The 14,527-nt window shown below is 72.5% G+C and carries 10 protein-coding genes; 5 read left to right on the forward strand and 5 right to left on the reverse strand.

Going from position 1 to position 14,527, the window contains the following annotated elements; genetic code table 11:
- Positions 1 to 28: 28 nt before the first annotated feature.
- Together AB0M76_RS19440 and AB0M76_RS19445 are read left to right on the forward strand one after the other, a co-directional pair.
- Positions 29 to 520 carry a DUF485 domain-containing protein gene (locus tag AB0M76_RS19440; RefSeq protein WP_266662990.1) on the forward strand — a complete coding sequence of 164 codons (492 nt, stop codon included), beginning with the start codon at positions 29 to 31 and terminating at the stop codon, positions 518 to 520.
- Positions 517 to 2,109 carry a cation acetate symporter gene (locus AB0M76_RS19445; protein ID WP_365954002.1) on the forward strand — a complete coding sequence of 531 codons (1,593 nt, stop codon included), beginning with the start codon at positions 517 to 519 and terminating at the stop codon, positions 2,107 to 2,109. The genes AB0M76_RS19440 and AB0M76_RS19445 overlap by 4 nt, the downstream gene beginning before the upstream one ends.
- A 19-nt stretch (positions 2,110 to 2,128) precedes the next feature.
- On the opposite strand, the gene AB0M76_RS19450 is transcribed toward AB0M76_RS19445, so the two are convergent.
- The 3 genes from AB0M76_RS19450 to AB0M76_RS19460 all read right to left on the reverse strand — a co-directional run bounded on the left by AB0M76_RS19450 (position 2,129) and on the right by AB0M76_RS19460 (position 5,785).
- Positions 2,129 to 2,836 (reverse strand): response regulator, encoded by a 708-nt coding sequence (locus tag AB0M76_RS19450; RefSeq protein WP_365954003.1) that lies wholly within the window; start codon positions 2,834 to 2,836, stop codon positions 2,129 to 2,131.
- Positions 2,833 to 4,434 (reverse strand): sensor histidine kinase, encoded by a 1,602-nt coding sequence (locus tag AB0M76_RS19455; RefSeq protein WP_365954152.1) that lies wholly within the window; start codon positions 4,432 to 4,434, stop codon positions 2,833 to 2,835. The genes AB0M76_RS19450 and AB0M76_RS19455 overlap by 4 nt, the downstream gene beginning before the upstream one ends.
- 109 nt (positions 4,435 to 4,543) lie before the next feature.
- A complete protein-coding gene (locus AB0M76_RS19460; RefSeq protein ID WP_365954004.1) occupies positions 4,544 to 5,785 on the reverse strand; it encodes a citrate synthase in 1,242 nt (413 codons plus the stop codon).
- A 55-nt stretch (positions 5,786 to 5,840) separates the two neighbouring features.
- Between AB0M76_RS19460 and AB0M76_RS19465 the strand changes: the two genes are divergently transcribed.
- Both AB0M76_RS19465 and AB0M76_RS19470 read left to right on the forward strand, forming a co-directional pair.
- Positions 5,841 to 7,007, forward strand: a complete 1,167-nt coding sequence (locus AB0M76_RS19465) for a citrate synthase/methylcitrate synthase (protein ID WP_365954005.1) — start codon at positions 5,841 to 5,843, stop codon at positions 7,005 to 7,007.
- Between the two features lie 80 nt (positions 7,008 to 7,087).
- On the forward strand, positions 7,088 to 8,260 hold the full coding sequence (locus tag AB0M76_RS19470; protein ID WP_365954153.1) for a GTP-binding protein: 1,173 nt from the start codon (positions 7,088 to 7,090) through the stop codon (positions 8,258 to 8,260).
- Positions 8,261 to 8,277: 17 nt separating this feature from the next.
- Here AB0M76_RS19470 and AB0M76_RS19475 read toward each other — a convergent pair whose 3' ends face one another.
- A complete protein-coding gene (locus AB0M76_RS19475) occupies positions 8,278 to 10,368 on the reverse strand; it encodes a restriction endonuclease (RefSeq protein WP_365954006.1) in 2,091 nt (696 codons plus the stop codon).
- A gap of 100 nt (positions 10,369 to 10,468) precedes the next feature.
- Complete coding sequence (locus AB0M76_RS19480; protein WP_365954007.1) at positions 10,469 to 12,925, reverse strand: DNA topoisomerase IV subunit A; 2,457 nt, start codon at positions 12,923 to 12,925, stop codon at positions 10,469 to 10,471.
- Between the two features lie 235 nt (positions 12,926 to 13,160).
- Between AB0M76_RS19480 and AB0M76_RS19485 the strand changes: the two genes are divergently transcribed.
- Positions 13,161 to 14,510: a pitrilysin family protein gene (locus AB0M76_RS19485; RefSeq protein ID WP_365954009.1), complete on the forward strand. Its 1,350-nt coding sequence runs from the start codon at positions 13,161 to 13,163 to the stop codon at positions 14,508 to 14,510.
- The last annotated feature ends 17 nt before the right edge of the window (positions 14,511 to 14,527 follow it).

A 14,527-nucleotide genomic window follows, 5' to 3' on the forward strand; every position in this document is an offset into this window, starting at 1 on the left:
CAATGCGGCGGCGGACAAGGAGAGTTCGGTGGACAAGCACGAAGGTCCTGATGCCGGAACGATCCGGCTCGACGACCCCTGGTACGACGCGCTCGCCGTCGGCTGGGGGGAGGGCGAGGGCGAGGACCCGGCGCCCCCGCGTCCCGCCGCCGGCGGCCGGGCCGCGCCCGGGGCATCCGACATCTACCTCGAAGTGCAGCGCAGCGCCGCCTTCCAGGAGGTCCGCAGCCGCTACCGCGGGTTCGTCGTCCCCGCGACCGCCGGATTCTTCCTCTGGTACGTCGCCTACGTGGTCGCGGCCACCATGGCGCCGGGGATCATGGCCCGGCCCGTCGTCGGGGCGGTCAACGTCGCCCTGCTGGCGGGGCTCGGCCAGTTCCTCAGCACCTTCCTGCTGACCTGGGCGTACGCCCGGCACGCGCGGCTGCGCCGTGACAGGGCCGCGCTGGACCTGCGCTGGACGGTCTTCGAGCAGGAGCGCGGCCAGGAGCGGATCCGCGCCCGGGAGGCCGGCCGGTGACCACCGAGCACCAGGCCCTCGCGCTGATCCTGTTCAGCCTCTTCATCGCGGTCACCCTGGGCATCACCACCTGGGTCAGCCGCAACCGTCACGGCTCGGCCGAGGAGTTCTACGCCGGCGGGCGGCTGTTCTCCCCCCTGGAGAACGGTTTCGCCATCGCGGGCGACTACATGTCCGCAGCCTCCTTCCTCGGCATCTCCGGCCTGATCGCCCTCTTCGGCTACGACGGCCTGCTGTACTCGGTGGGCTTCCTCGTCGCGTGGCTCGTCGTGCTGTTCCTCGTCGCCGAACTCGTCCGCAACTGCGGGCGCTTCACCCTCGCGGACGTGGTCGCGGCCCGGATGAGCGAGCGGCCCGTCCGGATCGCCGCCGGCACCTCCTCCGTCACCGTCTCGGTGCTGTACCTGGTTGCACAGATGGTCGGCGCGGGCAGCCTCGTGGGCCTGCTGCTCGGTGATTCGGGCACCGCGGCCCGGACGCTGACCGTGATCGGGGTCGGGGCGCTGATGGTGGTCTACGTGTCGTTCGGCGGCATGCGGGCCACCACCTGGATCCAGATCGTGAAGGCCGTGCTGCTCATGGGCGGGGCGGTCACCCTCACCGTGCTCGTACTCCTTCGCTTCCACGGGAACTTCGACCAGCTGCTCACCAGCGCAGCCGAGCGCAGCGGGCACGGGCAGCGGTTCCTGAGCCCGGGGCTCAAGTACGGCGGTGACTGGACCTCCCGCGTCGACTTCATGAGCCTCGGCCTCGCGCTGGTCCTCGGAACGGCCGGGCTGCCGCACATCCTGTCGCGGTTCTACACGGTGCCGACCGCGCGCGCGGCCCGCCGGTCGGTGGTGTGGGCGATCGCGCTGATCGGCGGGTTCTACCTGATGACCATCGTGCTCGGGTTCGGGGCGGCCGCGCTGGTGGGTCCGGACGCGGTGCGGGCCTCCAACGCCTCGGGGAACACGGCGGTTCCGCTGCTCGCGGCCTTCCTGGGCGGCGGGGCGGGCTCGACCGGGGGCGCGGTGCTGTTCGCCTTCGTGGCGGCGATCGCCTTCGCCACGATCCTGGCCGTGGTCGCGGGGATCACGCTGGCGTCCTCGGCCTCGGTGGCGCACGACCTGTACGCCTCGCTCAAGCGCCGCCATGCGCGCCAGCGCAGCGAGGTCGCGGTGGCCAGGGTCGCGGCCGTCGGTATCGGGGCGGTGGCGATCGCCCTGGGGCTGCTCGCCCAGGACCTGAACGTGGCGTTCCTGGTCGGGCTGGCCTTCGCGGTGTCGGCTTCGGCCAATCTGCCGGTGCTGCTGTACTCGCTGTTCTGGTGCTCCTTCACCACGCGGGGCGCCGTCTGGTCGGTGTACGGGGGCCTGATTCCGGCGGTGGTGCTGGTCGTCCTGTCGCCGGTGGTCTCTGGCAGCCCGGACTCCCTCTTCCCGGGGGTGAGCTTCCAGTTCTTCCCGCTGCAGAACCCGGGCCTGGTCTCGATCCCGCTGGGCTTCCTGGCGGGCTGGCTGGGCACGGTCACCTCGGCGGACGAGCCGGACGAGGCGAAGCACGCGGAGACGGAGGTTCGCTCCTTGACCGGCGCCGGGGCCGTCTGAGCGGGTTCCCGTCCGGCGGTCAGGCACCCTCGGACGGGAGCCAGGAGTAGCGGTGTTCGGGGCGGCCCGTCTCGCCGTAGCGCAGGGCCAGGGTGACCCGGGCGCTGCGCTCCAGGAGTTTCAGGTAGCGCTGGGCGGTCTGGCGGCTGATGCCGGCGCGGTCGGCGATCTGCTGGGTGGAGAGCGGGCCCTCGGCGGAGCGCAGGACCTGGCGGACCAGTTCGGCGGTGGTGGCGGAGTGGCCCTTGGGCAGTTCGTTCGGGGAGCCGGCCGCGGCAAGGGCGCCGAATATCCGGTCCACCTCGGCCTGTTCGGCCTCGCCGCCCGTCTCCAGGGTGCGGCGCAGGGAGCCGTACGCCTCCAGCCGGGTGCGCAGGCCGGCGAAGGTGAAGGGCTTGACCAGGTACTGGAGGGCGCCGAGGCGCATGGCGGACTGGACGGTGGCCAGGTCGCGGGCGGCCGTGACCATGATCACGTCGGTGCGCTGGCCGAGCTGGCGCAGCCGGCGGACCAGGTCCAGCCCGTTCTCGTCCGGGAGGTAGTGGTCGAGGAGGATCAGGTCGACGGGGTGGGTGCCGAGGTACGCCAGGGCCTCGGCCGCCGAATGGGCCTGGGCACAGACGCGGAAGCCGGGAACCTTCGCCACGTACGCCGCGTTGATCCGGGCAACACGCATGTCGTCGTCGACGACCAATACGTGGATGTCATGGATCGGGGTCTCGTTCATCGCAGGGCCTCCGGGAGTACGACGGAGAACTCCGCCCCTCCGTCCGCTGCCTCGCCGGCCCGGGCCGTGCCACCCTGCCGCTCCGCGAGGCGGCGTACGAGTGCGAGACCGAGCCCGCGCTCGCGGTGGGCCTTGGGCTGCTTGGTCGACCAGCCCTCGGTGAAGATCTCCTCGCGGCGGGCTGCCGGGACGCCGGGCCCGCTGTCCCGCACCCGGAGGATCGCCGTACGGCCCTCGGCGCGCAGCTCGACCTCGACCAGGGGTGCCGCGGAGCCCGCCGAAGCGTCCAGGGCGTTGTCCACCAGGTTGCCCGTGATGGTGACGAGGCCGCCGGGGTCGACGAGGCAGTCGGGCAGGAAGGTGGTGTCGGCGAGGCGCAGCGGGACGCCGCGCTCGGCAGCGACGGTCGCCTTGCCCACCAGAAGGGCGGCCAGCAGGGGGTCGTGGACCTTCTCGGTGACCTGTTCGGCGGTGCTGCGGTGCACTCCGACGACCTCGGTGACGAACTCCACCGCCTCCTCGTGCAGGCCCAGCTCCAGCAGGCCGAGGAGGGTGTGGAGGCGGTTGGCGTGCTCGTGGTCCTGTGCGCGCAGTGCGTCGATCAGGCCCTTGGTGGAGTCGAGCTCGCGGCCGAGGTGTTCCAGCTCGGTGCGGTCGCGCAGGGTGGCGACGGCGCCGCCGTCCTCGGTGGGCATCCGGTTGGCGACCAGCACCCGGGGCCCCTGGACCGTGAGCAGGTCGCGGCCGGTCACGCGGCCGGCGAGGACGTCGGTGGTGCGGCCCGTGCCCAGTACGTCGTCCAGCGGGCGCCCGGCGACGGTGGCGGCCGTCTCCGGCGCGAGGCCCAGCAGGCGGGCCGCCTCGTCGTTGACGAGCCGGACCCGGCCGTCGCGGTCGAGGGCGATCACGCCCTCGCGGATGGAGTGCAGCATCGCCTCGCGCTCGGCGAGCAGTCCGGCGATGTCGGAGAAGGCCAGGTCGCGGGTCTGCCGCTGGATCCGGCGGGACAGCAGGTAGGCGGCGAGCGCGCCCGCCGCGAGGGCGCCGCCCGCGTAGGCGAGCAGGCCCGGGATGGTGCCGAGAAGCCGGTCGCGGACGCTGTCGTAGGCGATGCCGACGGAGACGGCGCCGACGATCTCCCCGTCGGCCGCAAGGAGCGGAACCTTGCCGCGGGCGGAGCGGCCGAGCGTGCCCTCGTCGATCTCCATGACCTCGCGGCCCGCGAGGGCGTCGCTCGGGTCGGTGGAGACGGGCAGGCCGATCCGGTCGGTGCCGGGGTGCGAGCGGCGGATCCCGTCCAGGTCCATGACGACGACGTACTCGGCGCCCGTGGCGCGGCGGATCCGCTCGGCCGAGGCCTGCACGGGGCTGTCGGCCGTCGGCCCGGAGTCGAGGAGGTCGGCGGCCAGCGACGGGTCGGCCGCCGCGCTCTGGGCGATGGCCAGGGCGCGCCGCATGGCCTGGTCGTCGAGCTGCGTGCTGAGCGGGGCCAGGAAGAGCCCGGTGGCCAGCACGGCGACCCCGGCGGCGATGGCCAGCTGGGTCAGCAGGATCTGCGAGACGGCCCGTCTGGGCAGCCCGAGGCGCCGAGCGCTCATGTGGAGGAACCGCATGACCAGCAACGGTAGGTCGCCTTCGGCCTGAGTGGAATATCCCATGTGTATGCACCTGTGGCTGACCTCCTGCTGCCTGCTGCCCGCGGGCCCGTCACGGCATCGGCTGTGGCGGGCGGGGTCCCTGGTACTGGCCGCTCGGGCGCATCCGGAGCGGCCGCTCCTGGTACTCCTCCAGCGCGTGCGCGATCCAGCCAGCCGTCCGGGACACCGCGAACACCGTCTCCCCGGCCTCCGCGGGCATCCCGCAGGACACCGTCAGCACAGCCAGTGCCAGGTCGACATTGGCGTGCAGTCCGCCGCGCCGGGCCGCCGTCGTGGCGACGACCTCCCGGGCGGCCGCCAGTGCGGGCCCGGCCTGCGGCACGTTCTCCAGCCGCGCGAACAGCGCCGTCGCCCGCGGGTCCTCGCCCTCGTACAGCCGGTGCCCGAGTCCGGGAACCCGCCGTCCCGCCCGCAGATGGTCCGCGACCACCGGCGCGGCCCCGCCCCGCTCCAGGGCCTCCACCAGCATCCGGTGCGCGAGCCGTCCGGCCGCGCCGTGCAGCGGGCCCTCGAGCGCGCCGAGGCCGGCCGACACCGCCGCGTACGGATGGGCCCGCGCCGACGCGGCCACCCGTACGGCCAGGGTCGAGGCGGCCAGATCGTGGTCGATGAGCAGCGCGAGGGCCAGGTCCAGCGTGGCAAGCGCATCCGGGTCCGGCTCGCGCGCCGTCAGCCGGGTCCACAGCTGCCGGGCCAGTCGGCCGTCCCCTCGCCAGCCGGGCGGGCCCACCTCGGGCAGCGCGCCGACCAGCGTCGGGATCAGGCAGCGCGCGGAGCCCAGTACGGCCTCCGCGGACAGGTCGAAGCGCAGCGGATCCGCCACCGCTGCGGCCGCGGTGGCCACCCGCAGCCGGTCGATCGGGCCGCTGTGCTCGGGCAGTGCGGCCACCGCGCGCCGGGCGGCGGCGAGTACCTGCGGGGGAGCGGTGAACCGCACGCCACTCGGCAGCGTCCCGGTCCAGAGCCACTCGGCGACCTCCTCGTAGCGGTGCCGCGAGGCCAGCTCGACGGCGTCCACGCCCCGGAAGTAGTACCGGTCGGGCTCGATGAGCGTGAGCGAGGTGCGTACGGAGAGCTCCGCGCCGGGGGGTGCCGCCGCCTCGCGCCGGCTGCGCCGGGCCAGGTCCTCCACCTCGCGCGCGTCGAAGCTGCTGCCGCGGCCGACCGGGTCGCGGCGGCTGGTGAGCTGGCCCCGGCTGACGTACGCGTACACGGTTGCGGGCTTCACCCCCAGGAGTTCCGCCGCCTGCCGGGTGCTGATCCGGCGCTCGCCCTCCGCCTGGTCGTTCATGACGCTCACCCTACATATATTGATTAAATCAACATTGACAAGGATTCAATCCATCATGGATGGTCGATGCATGAACACCACCGTCGATGTGCCCCGCGGTCTCGCGGGAGTCGTGGTCACCGAGACCGAACTCGGTGACGTCCGAGGCCGCGAGGGCTTCTACCACTACCGCCAGTACTCGGCCGTCGAGCTCGCATCGAGCCGCAGCTTCGAGGACGTGTGGCACCTGATGTTCCGCGGCGCCCTGCCGGCCGACGCCGCCGAGCGGGCCTCGTTCGCCGCCGAGATCGCCCCGCTGCGCCGACTGCCCGACGCGGTACGCGACGCACTGCCCGCCCTCGCCCGGGCCACAGCGCTCTCCGGCCCGCTCGCCGGGCTGCGGACCGCGCTCTCGCTGCTCGGCGCCTCCGCCGGGTTCCGCCCGGTGTACGACCTCGACCCCGGGCGGCGGGCCGCCGACGCACTGGCCGCCTGCGCCGCCGTACCGACCTTGCTCACCGCGCTGCACCGGCTGGGGCAGGGCCTGGAGCCGGTCGAGCCGCGCGCGGATCTCCCGTACGCCGCCAACTACCTGTACATGCTCACCGGACAGGAGCCCGACCCGGTCAAGGCGCGGGCGGTCGAGCAGTACCTGATCTCCACCGTCGACCACGGCTTCAACGCCTCGACCTTCACCGCCCGCGTGGTCGCCTCCACCGGCGCGGACGTGGCGGCCTGCCTCACCGGGGCGATCGGCGCGCTCTCCGGGCCGCTGCACGGGGGCGCGCCCAGCCGCGCCCTGGACACGCTGGACGCCATCGGCACGGCGGACCGCATCGACCCGTGGATCCGCGGGCGGGTGCTCGCCGGGGACCGGATCATGGGCTTCGGGCACCCCGTCTACCGCACCGAGGACCCGCGCTCGCGGATGCTGCGGGACATCGCGCTGCAGTTCGGCGGCCCGCTCGTGGACTTCGCCGTCGAGGTCGAGCGGCACGTCGAGGAGATCCTCGCCGAGCTCAAGCCGGGGCGGGAGCTGCACACCAACGTGGAGTTCTACGCGGGTGTGGTCATGGAGCTGTGCGGGCTGCCGCGCGAGATGTTCACCCCGACGTTCTGCGCGGCCCGTGTGGTCGGCTGGAGCGCGAACGTCCTGGAGCAGGCCGCCGATTCGAAGATCATCCGCCCGGCCGCCCGGTACGTCGGCCCGAACCCGCCGGAGCCGGTTCCGGTGCTCGGCTGACTACGATCGGCGGGGTGAACAGCAGTCAGCCCGCCCAGCAGTCCGCTCAGCCGCCTGTCCGGCCGCCCGCGCAGCCGTCCGTGCAGCCGATTCCCGTCGTCGTGCTGTCCGGATTCCTCGGATCCGGCAAGACGACGCTGCTCAACCACCTCCTCGGCAACCGGGGAGGCACCCGGATCGGGGTCGTCGTCAACGACTTCGGCTCGATCGAGATCGACGCGATGGCCGTGGCGGGCCAGGTCGGCGATTCGATGGTCTCGCTCGGCGGCGGCTGCCTGTGCTGCGCGGTCGACGGCAGCGAGCTGGACACGTACCTGGAGAAGCTCTCGGCGCCGGTCCACCGGATCGACGTGATCGTCATCGAGGCGAGCGGGCTGGCCGAGCCCCAGGAGATGATTCGGATGCTGGTGGCCAGCGAGAATCCGGCGATCCGGTACGGCGGCATGGTGCAGGTCGTGGACGCGGCGGAGTTCGATTCGACCCGGGGCGAGCACCCGGAGAGCGACCGCCACCTCGCCGTCGCGGACCTGGTGGTCCTCAACAAGACCGACCGGGTCGACGCCGCCGAGCGCGCCCGGATCGAGGGCGAGCTGGGCGCGCTCTGCCCAGGGACGCCGGTGGTGGCCGCCGACCACGGCCGCATCGATCCGGAGCTGCTCTTCGACCGCCGCCCGTGGACCGAGACCCAGGGCCAGCTGTCGTTCGAGGACCTGATCGCGCAGGCCAGAGACGCGCTCGACGCAGTTGATGCAGGCGACGCGGAGCACGAGGAGGACGGGGACCACAACGGGCACGCCCACACGGTGTACGAGAGCACGGAGTTCGTGTCCGAGCAAGCCATGAACCCGCGCCGGTTCATTGACTTCCTCGACCGGCGGCCGGCCGGGCTGTACCGGATCAAGGGCTATGCCTACTTCGGAGTCGCCGGCCACGAGGAGCGCTACGAGGTCCACGCCGTCGGCCGCTTCCTCCGGTTCGCCCCGCAGCCCTGGGGCCGGGGCGAGGCCAGGCTGACGCAGCTGGTCCTGATCGGCGCCGGTACGGACGGCCCCGCCCTGCTCCGCGAGCTGGAGGCCTGCCGTGAACCGGCCCCGCAGCACGCGCTCCCGGAGAGCATGTGGGGCGTGCTCCGCTACGTCGACCGCCCGGCGGAGGCGGAAACCGGGCCGGAGCCGGAGCCGTACGACCCGGAGCCGTACGACCCCGAGCCGTACGGCGATCCCGATTCCGATCCCGAATCCGCAGACCTGTAGGACGCGACGCCCGGGGGTCAGGCGACCTCGACGCCGTATTCGCGGAGGAGGTCCTCGAGGCCGCCGCGGTAGCCCTTGCCGCCGATCACGAAGTCCCAGTCGCCGTTGGAGCGGCGCCGGAACGAGCCGAGGACCAGGGCGGTCTCGGCGGCGCGCCCGTCGGAGACGTCCAGTCGGCCGAGTTCCTCGCCGCCGGGGGACAGCAGGCGGATGTGAGCGTCTGTGAACCCGGCGAGGTCGGCGTGCGGATCGGCCTCCGGGTCGATCGCGGCGACGAGGACCAGGCGGTCGGCGGGCTCGGGCAGGGCGTCGAAGGAGACCTCCAGCGCGGCCTTGTCGGGGGCCGAGTGGGCGCGGGCCCGTACCGAACCGTCCGGGGTCCGCGGGTTGTTGAAGAACACGAAGTGGTCTTCGCTCAGCACCCGGTTACCTGTGCAGACGAGGGCGCACACGTCCAGGGCGACCGCGCCCGACCAGGACATGCCGAGCACGTTGTGGTCCGCCGAAGGGGCGGCGGGCTCCGGCTCGGTCGCGCGCTGCGCCGGACCGCCGCCGAGCCGGCCGCGCAACCCGTACTGGTGGAGCAGCTCGACCAGGTCCGCCCCGGGAACCAACTCCAGCGGCTTGCCGTTGGCAAAGGTGTACGACCCGGGCCCGAAGGACGCCGTGGTGACGAGCACCCCCTTGTTCGCCCCCTTGTCCTGGACCGTGCCGTACAGATCACGCACGGCCGTCGGCGGCACCGTGTTCCGGTAGCGCTTGACCTGCACCACGATCCGCCCGCCCCGGATCGGGGCCGGGTCCAGCGCCTCCACGTCCACTCCGCCGTCGCCCGACCGCTGCGTGGTCACCGCCTCCATGCCCATCGCCCTGAAGAGCTCCGCCACCAGGTTCTCGAAGGCGATCGGATCCATCACGAACAGATCCGGTTCGTCCTCGTCCGCGTCGCCCGCCTGCCCGCCATGGCTGACGACGCCCCCGCCGACCTCGTCGGGCCGGCGCCCGGGGCGTACCGCCGTCAGTTGGTCGGGGCGCGCCGACAGCTGTCCGCCGAGCCCCGACACCAGACAGTCCACCGCGCTGACCTGCTCCAGCCGCAGCCCCGCGAAAGCGCTGCGCGCCGCCGGCACGGTGGAGAGCACGAACCGCGCCTCCTGCCCCGTCGCCGGATCGTGGCAGTCCACGAACCCGTTGACCACGACCGAGTCCAGTACGCCGAACTCGTCCGCCGCGTACAGCTCGCGCACCACCAGCAGCATGCACTGCGCCAGCAGGTCCCGGTACAGCGCCCGCCGTTCCGTGACCGGGCGGGGCTTCACCTTGTCCTGGTCCGTGCTCGGCAGGTACTGCACCGACCTGGCCTCCGGCACCACCGCGTACCCGGGGAGCTCCCAGTCCAGCACCAGCTGGCGGGCCGCAGGGTCGTACGCGGCCGCCACCTGCCTGGGCAGCGCCTCGGGCCAGGCCGTCGAGGCGTACAGGGCGGCCGAGAAGTACTCCACCGCCGCCTCCGCGTCGCCCGAGCGCAGGGTGCCGGCCAGCTCGGTGAGCCCGCTGTTGTGCGCCCGTACCCCGGCGAGCTGCTGCTCGGCCCACCGGTCGTACTGCTGCCGGTACGCCGCCAGTTCCTGTTGCCGCTGCGCCTCCGCGGCGTTCGCGGCCTGCCAGGCCTGGGTGTACCGGGCGTGGGCCTCCCGCTCCGCCTGGGCCCGGTGGTTCGACCCGAGCGTCCAGCCGCTGCTCTGCTGCTGGAACTGGTCGATGCGGGGCATCGGCACCGGCTGAGCCAGGGCCCCGGGGGCGAAGGGTTCCAGCTGCTCGGAGCGGGCCAGGGCAGATATCCGGAACGCCGGTGCCCGGCAGCCCGCGACCAACAGGCCCTTGAGGGCGTCGACCTCGGCGTCGAACTGCGCGGTGCGCCGTAGGGCCTCGGCCTCGCGGTACTGCCGGTGGCTCCGGTTCGCGTCGCGTTCGTGGGCCCGCTGCCGGTCCCGTTCGTAGGACTGCTGCCGGCGCTCGGCCTCCCGCTGCTGGATCAGCTGTGTCTGCTGCTGCCGGCGCTGGGCCTCGGCCCAGTCCCCGATCAATCCGCCCGACCGACGACTCATCAGCTGTGTACTCCCCCCACCAACACCCGGAAGGAAAACACTAGTCGGCATTCGGGTGGTACGTCCCCCCGGTCGCACCACCCGAACGCCGCCGTACGTCCTACAGCACGCCCCCCGCCAGAGCGGCGACGACCGCGGGCAGCGCGGCCCCCGAGCCGTCGCGGCGCGGGTCCACGGCCGGCAGTTCGGCCGGGCTGCCGTTCGCCGCGGCCGCGCGGACCGGTGCGTTGCCGGCCCAGGCCAGTACCAGCAGGTCCTCGCCCTTCAGGAACCGCTGGCAGCGCACGCCGCCGGTGGCCCGGCCCTTGCGCGGGTACTGGTCGAACGGGGTGAGCTTTCCGGACAGCATCGAGTCGTCCAGCGTCCCGTGCGACCCCGCCACCGTGAACACCACGGCGTCGCGCGCCGGGTCGATCGCCGAGAAGTGGATCACCTTGGCGTTCTCGGCGAGCTTGATGCCCGCCATGCCGCCCGCCGGGCGGCCCTGCGGGCGCACCTGGCCCGCGGGGTAGCGCAGCAGCTGGGCGTCGTCGGTGAGGAAGACCAGGTCCTCCTCGCCCGTGCGCAGTTCGACCGCGCCGACGATCCGGTCGCCCTCCTTGAGGGTGATGACCTCCAGCTCGTCCTTGTTCGCCGGGTAGTCCGGCACGACCCGCTTGACCACGCCCTGCTCGGTGCCCAGGGCCAGGCCCTGCGAGGACTCGTCCAGCGAGGTCAGGCAGATCACCTTCTCGTCCGCCTCCAGCCCGGAGAGGAACTCCCCGACCGGGGCGCCGCCCGCCAGGTTGGGCGCGGCGTGGGTGTCCGGCAGCTGCGGCAGGTCGATCACCGACAGCCGCAGCAGGCGCCCGTACGAGGTGACCACGCCGACATCGGCCCGGGCGGTCGCGGCGACCTGCGAGACGATCAGGTCGTGCTTCGCGCGGGCGCCGCCCTCCTCCTCCGGCAGCGCCTCGCCGTTGGCGGTGCGCGCCAGCAGTCCCGTGGAGGACAGCAGGACCCGGCACGGGTCGTCCGCGACCTCCAGCGGAACCGCGGCGACGGCCGTCCCCGCCGACTCCAGCAGGACCGTACGGCGCTCGGTGCCGAACTTCTTCGCGACCGCCGCCAGTTCCGTGGAGACCAGCTTGCGCAGCTCCGTGTCGGACTCGAGGATCCCGGTCAGCTCGTCGATCTCGCCGGTGAGGCGGTCGCGCTCGGACTCCAGCTCGATCCGGTCGAAGCGGGTGAGCCGGCGCAGCGGGGTGTCCAGGATGTACTGGGTCTGGATCTCGCTCAGCGAGAAGCGCTCGATGAGCCGCTGCTTCGCCTGCGCCGAGTTGTCGCTGTCCCGGATGATCCGGATGACCTCGTCGATGTCGATCAGGGCAACCAGCAGGCCCTCGACCAGGTGCAGCCGGTCGCGGCGCTTGGTCCGGCGGAACTCGCTGCGGCGGCGCACGACCTCGAAGCGGTGGTCGAGGTAGACCTCGAGCAGCTCCTTGAGGCCGAGCGTCAGCGGCTGGCCGTCGACCAGCGCGACGTTGTTGATGCCGAAGGACTCCTCCATCGGCGTCAGCTTGTACAGCTGCTCCAGCACGGCCTCCGCGTGGAAGCCGTTCTTGATCTCGATGACCAGGCGCAGGCCGTGCGAGCGGTCCGTGAGGTCCTTGACGTCCGCGATGCCCTGGAGCTTCTTCGAGCCGACCAGGTCCTTGATCTTCGCGATGACCTTCTCGGGGCCGACCGTGAAGGGCAGTTCGGTGACGACCAGGCCCTTGCGGCGGGCCGTCACGTTCTCCACCGAGACCGTCGCGCGGATCTTGAACGTGCCGCGACCGTTCTCGTAGGCGTCCTTGATCCCCGAGAGGCCGACGATCCGGCCGCCCGTGGGCAGGTCCGGACCCGGCACGAAGCGCATCAGCGCTTCCAGGTCCGCCTGCGGGTAGCGGATCAGGTGGCGGGCGGCCGCGATGACCTCGCCCAGGTTGTGCGGGGGCATGTTGGTGGCCATGCCGACCGCGATCCCGGAGGCGCCGTTCACCAGCAGGTTCGGGTACGCCGCGGGCAGCGCGACCGGCTCCTGCTCCTGGCCGTCGTAGTTGGCGGTGAAGTCGACGGTGTCCTCGTCGATCGACTCCGTCATCAGCGACGTGGCGTCCGCCATCTTGCACTCGGTGTAACGCATCGCGGCCGGCGGGTCGTCGTTGCCGAGCGAGCCGAAGTTGCCGTGGCCGTCGACCAGCGGCAGCCGCATCGAGAAGGGCTGGGCCATGCGTACGAGGGCGTCGTAGATCGACGCGTCACCGTGCGGGTGCAGCTTGCCCATGACCTCGCCGACGACGCGGGCGCACTTCACGTAGCCGCGGTCGGGGCGCAGGCCCATCTCGTTCATCTGGTAGACGATGCGCCGGTGCACCGGCTTCATGCCGTCGCGGGCGTCGGGCAGGGCGCGGGAGTAGATCACCGAGTACGCGTACTCGAGGAAGGAGCCCTGCATTTCGTCGACGACGTCGATGTCGAGGATCTTCTCCTCGAAATCCTCCGGCGGCGGGGTCTTCGTGCTGCGGCGGGCCATCGCTGCGCGGCTCCTTAACCAAGAAAGAAGGTGTGCTGGGGGTCTTGCGGGTGGTCTGGCGGGTGGTGCGACAGGGGCTGACGGGGGTTGTCGCGGACCATTGTGGCCCGAGGCACCGACAACGCCGACTCCGACCCAGGTCTGAGCCGGGAACTTCTCCGGTCCCCGACGCGCTTGCATACAGTGGCAGGTCTGACGGAAATCTCTGCATCGCGATCGAAGGGACCACATGCCCATGGGTCACACGGCCACAGCCCAGGCCGGCTCCGGCGGCCTCACAGCGACCGAGCACAGGCTGGCCAACGGCCTGCGCGTGGTGCTCTCCGAGGATCACCTGACCCCGGTCGCCGCGGTCTGCCTCTGGTACGACGTCGGCTCGCGCCATGAAGTCAAGGGGCGAACCGGTCTGGCTCACCTCTTCGAGCACCTGATGTTCCAGGGCTCGGCGAGCGTACCCGGCAACGGCCACTTCGAGCTCGTCCAGGGTGCCGGGGGTTCGCTCAACGGCACGACCAGCTTCGAGCGCACCAACTACTTCGAGACCATGCCGGCCCACCAGCTGGAGCTCGCGCTCTGGCTCGAGGCGGACCGGATGGGCTCGCTGCTGGCCGCCCTGGACGACGATTCCATGGAGAACCAGCGCGACGTCGTCAAGAACGAGCGCCGCCAGCGGTACGACAACGTCCCGTACGGCACGGCCTTCGAGAAGCTGACCGCCCTGGCGTACCCCGAGGGCCACCCGTACCACCACACCCCGATCGGCTCCATGGCCGACCTGGACGCGGCCTCCCTGGAGGACGCCCGCGCCTTCTTCCGTACGAACTACGCGCCCAACAACGCGGTGCTGTCGGTCGTCGGTGACATCGACCCCGAGCAGACGCTCGCCTGGGTCGAGAAGTACTTCGGCACCATCCCCGGGCACGACGGCAAGCAGCCGCCGCGCGACGGCACGCTGCCCGAGATCATGGGCCGGGAGCTGCGCGAGGAGATCGTCGAGGAGGTCCCGGCCCGCGCGCTGATGGCCGCCTACCGGCTCCCGCACGACGGCACCCGCGAGTGCGACGCCGCCGATGTGGCGCTGACCGTCCTGGGCGGCGGCGAGTCCTCCCGGCTGCACAACCGCCTGGTACGCCGCGACCAGACGGCCGTCGCGGCCGGCTTCGGCATGCTGCGGCTCGCCGGCGCGCCCTCGCTCGGCTGGCTGGACGTGAAGACCTCCAGCGGGGTCGAGGTGCCCGACATCGAGGCGGCCGTCGACGAGGAGCTCGCGCGGTTCGCCGCCGAGGGCCCGACGGCCGAGGAGATGGAGCGCGCCCAGGCGCAGCTGGAGCGCGAGTGGCTGGACCGGCTGAGCACGGTGGCCGGCCGCGCCGACGAACTCTGTCGCTTCGCCGTACTGTTCGGCGACCCTCAGCTGGCGCTCAGCGCCGTCCAGCGGGTCCTCGACATCACCGCCGAGGAGGTGCAGGCCGTGGCCGCGGCCCGACTGCGCCCCGACAACCGCGCGGTGCTGGTGTACGAGCCGCTCCCGGCAGAGGCCGACGGGGCCGACGAGAACGACGAGAACGAGGGGGCGGAGCAGTGAGCGACACCGCAGCCGTC

It is taken from the genome of Streptomyces sp. NPDC051364 (genome assembly GCF_040682115.1).
Taxonomy (GTDB): domain Bacteria; phylum Actinomycetota; class Actinomycetes; order Streptomycetales; family Streptomycetaceae; genus Streptomyces.

What these genes read in the sequence shown, in the direction of transcription:
- AB0M76_RS19450 (WP_365954003.1), bottom strand. Translation starts at nt 2,836, where the DNA reads ATGAACGAGACCCCGATCCATGACATCCACGTATTGGTCGTCGACGAC.
- AB0M76_RS19455 (WP_365954152.1), bottom strand. Translation starts at nt 4,434, where the DNA reads ATGAGCGCTCGGCGCCTCGGGCTGCCCAGACGGGCCGTCTCGCAGATC.
- AB0M76_RS19460 (WP_365954004.1), bottom strand. Translation starts at nt 5,785, where the DNA reads ATGAACGACCAGGCGGAGGGCGAGCGCCGGATCAGCACCCGGCAGGCG.
- AB0M76_RS19465 (WP_365954005.1), top strand. Translation starts at nt 5,841, where the DNA reads ATGGATGGTCGATGCATGAACACCACCGTCGATGTGCCCCGCGGTCTC.
- AB0M76_RS19475 (WP_365954006.1), bottom strand. Translation starts at nt 10,368, where the DNA reads ATGAGTCGTCGGTCGGGCGGATTGATCGGGGACTGGGCCGAGGCCCAG.
- AB0M76_RS19480 (WP_365954007.1), bottom strand. Translation starts at nt 12,925, where the DNA reads ATGGCCCGCCGCAGCACGAAGACCCCGCCGCCGGAGGATTTCGAGGAG.
- AB0M76_RS19485 (WP_365954009.1), top strand. Translation starts at nt 13,161, where the DNA reads ATGGGTCACACGGCCACAGCCCAGGCCGGCTCCGGCGGCCTCACAGCG.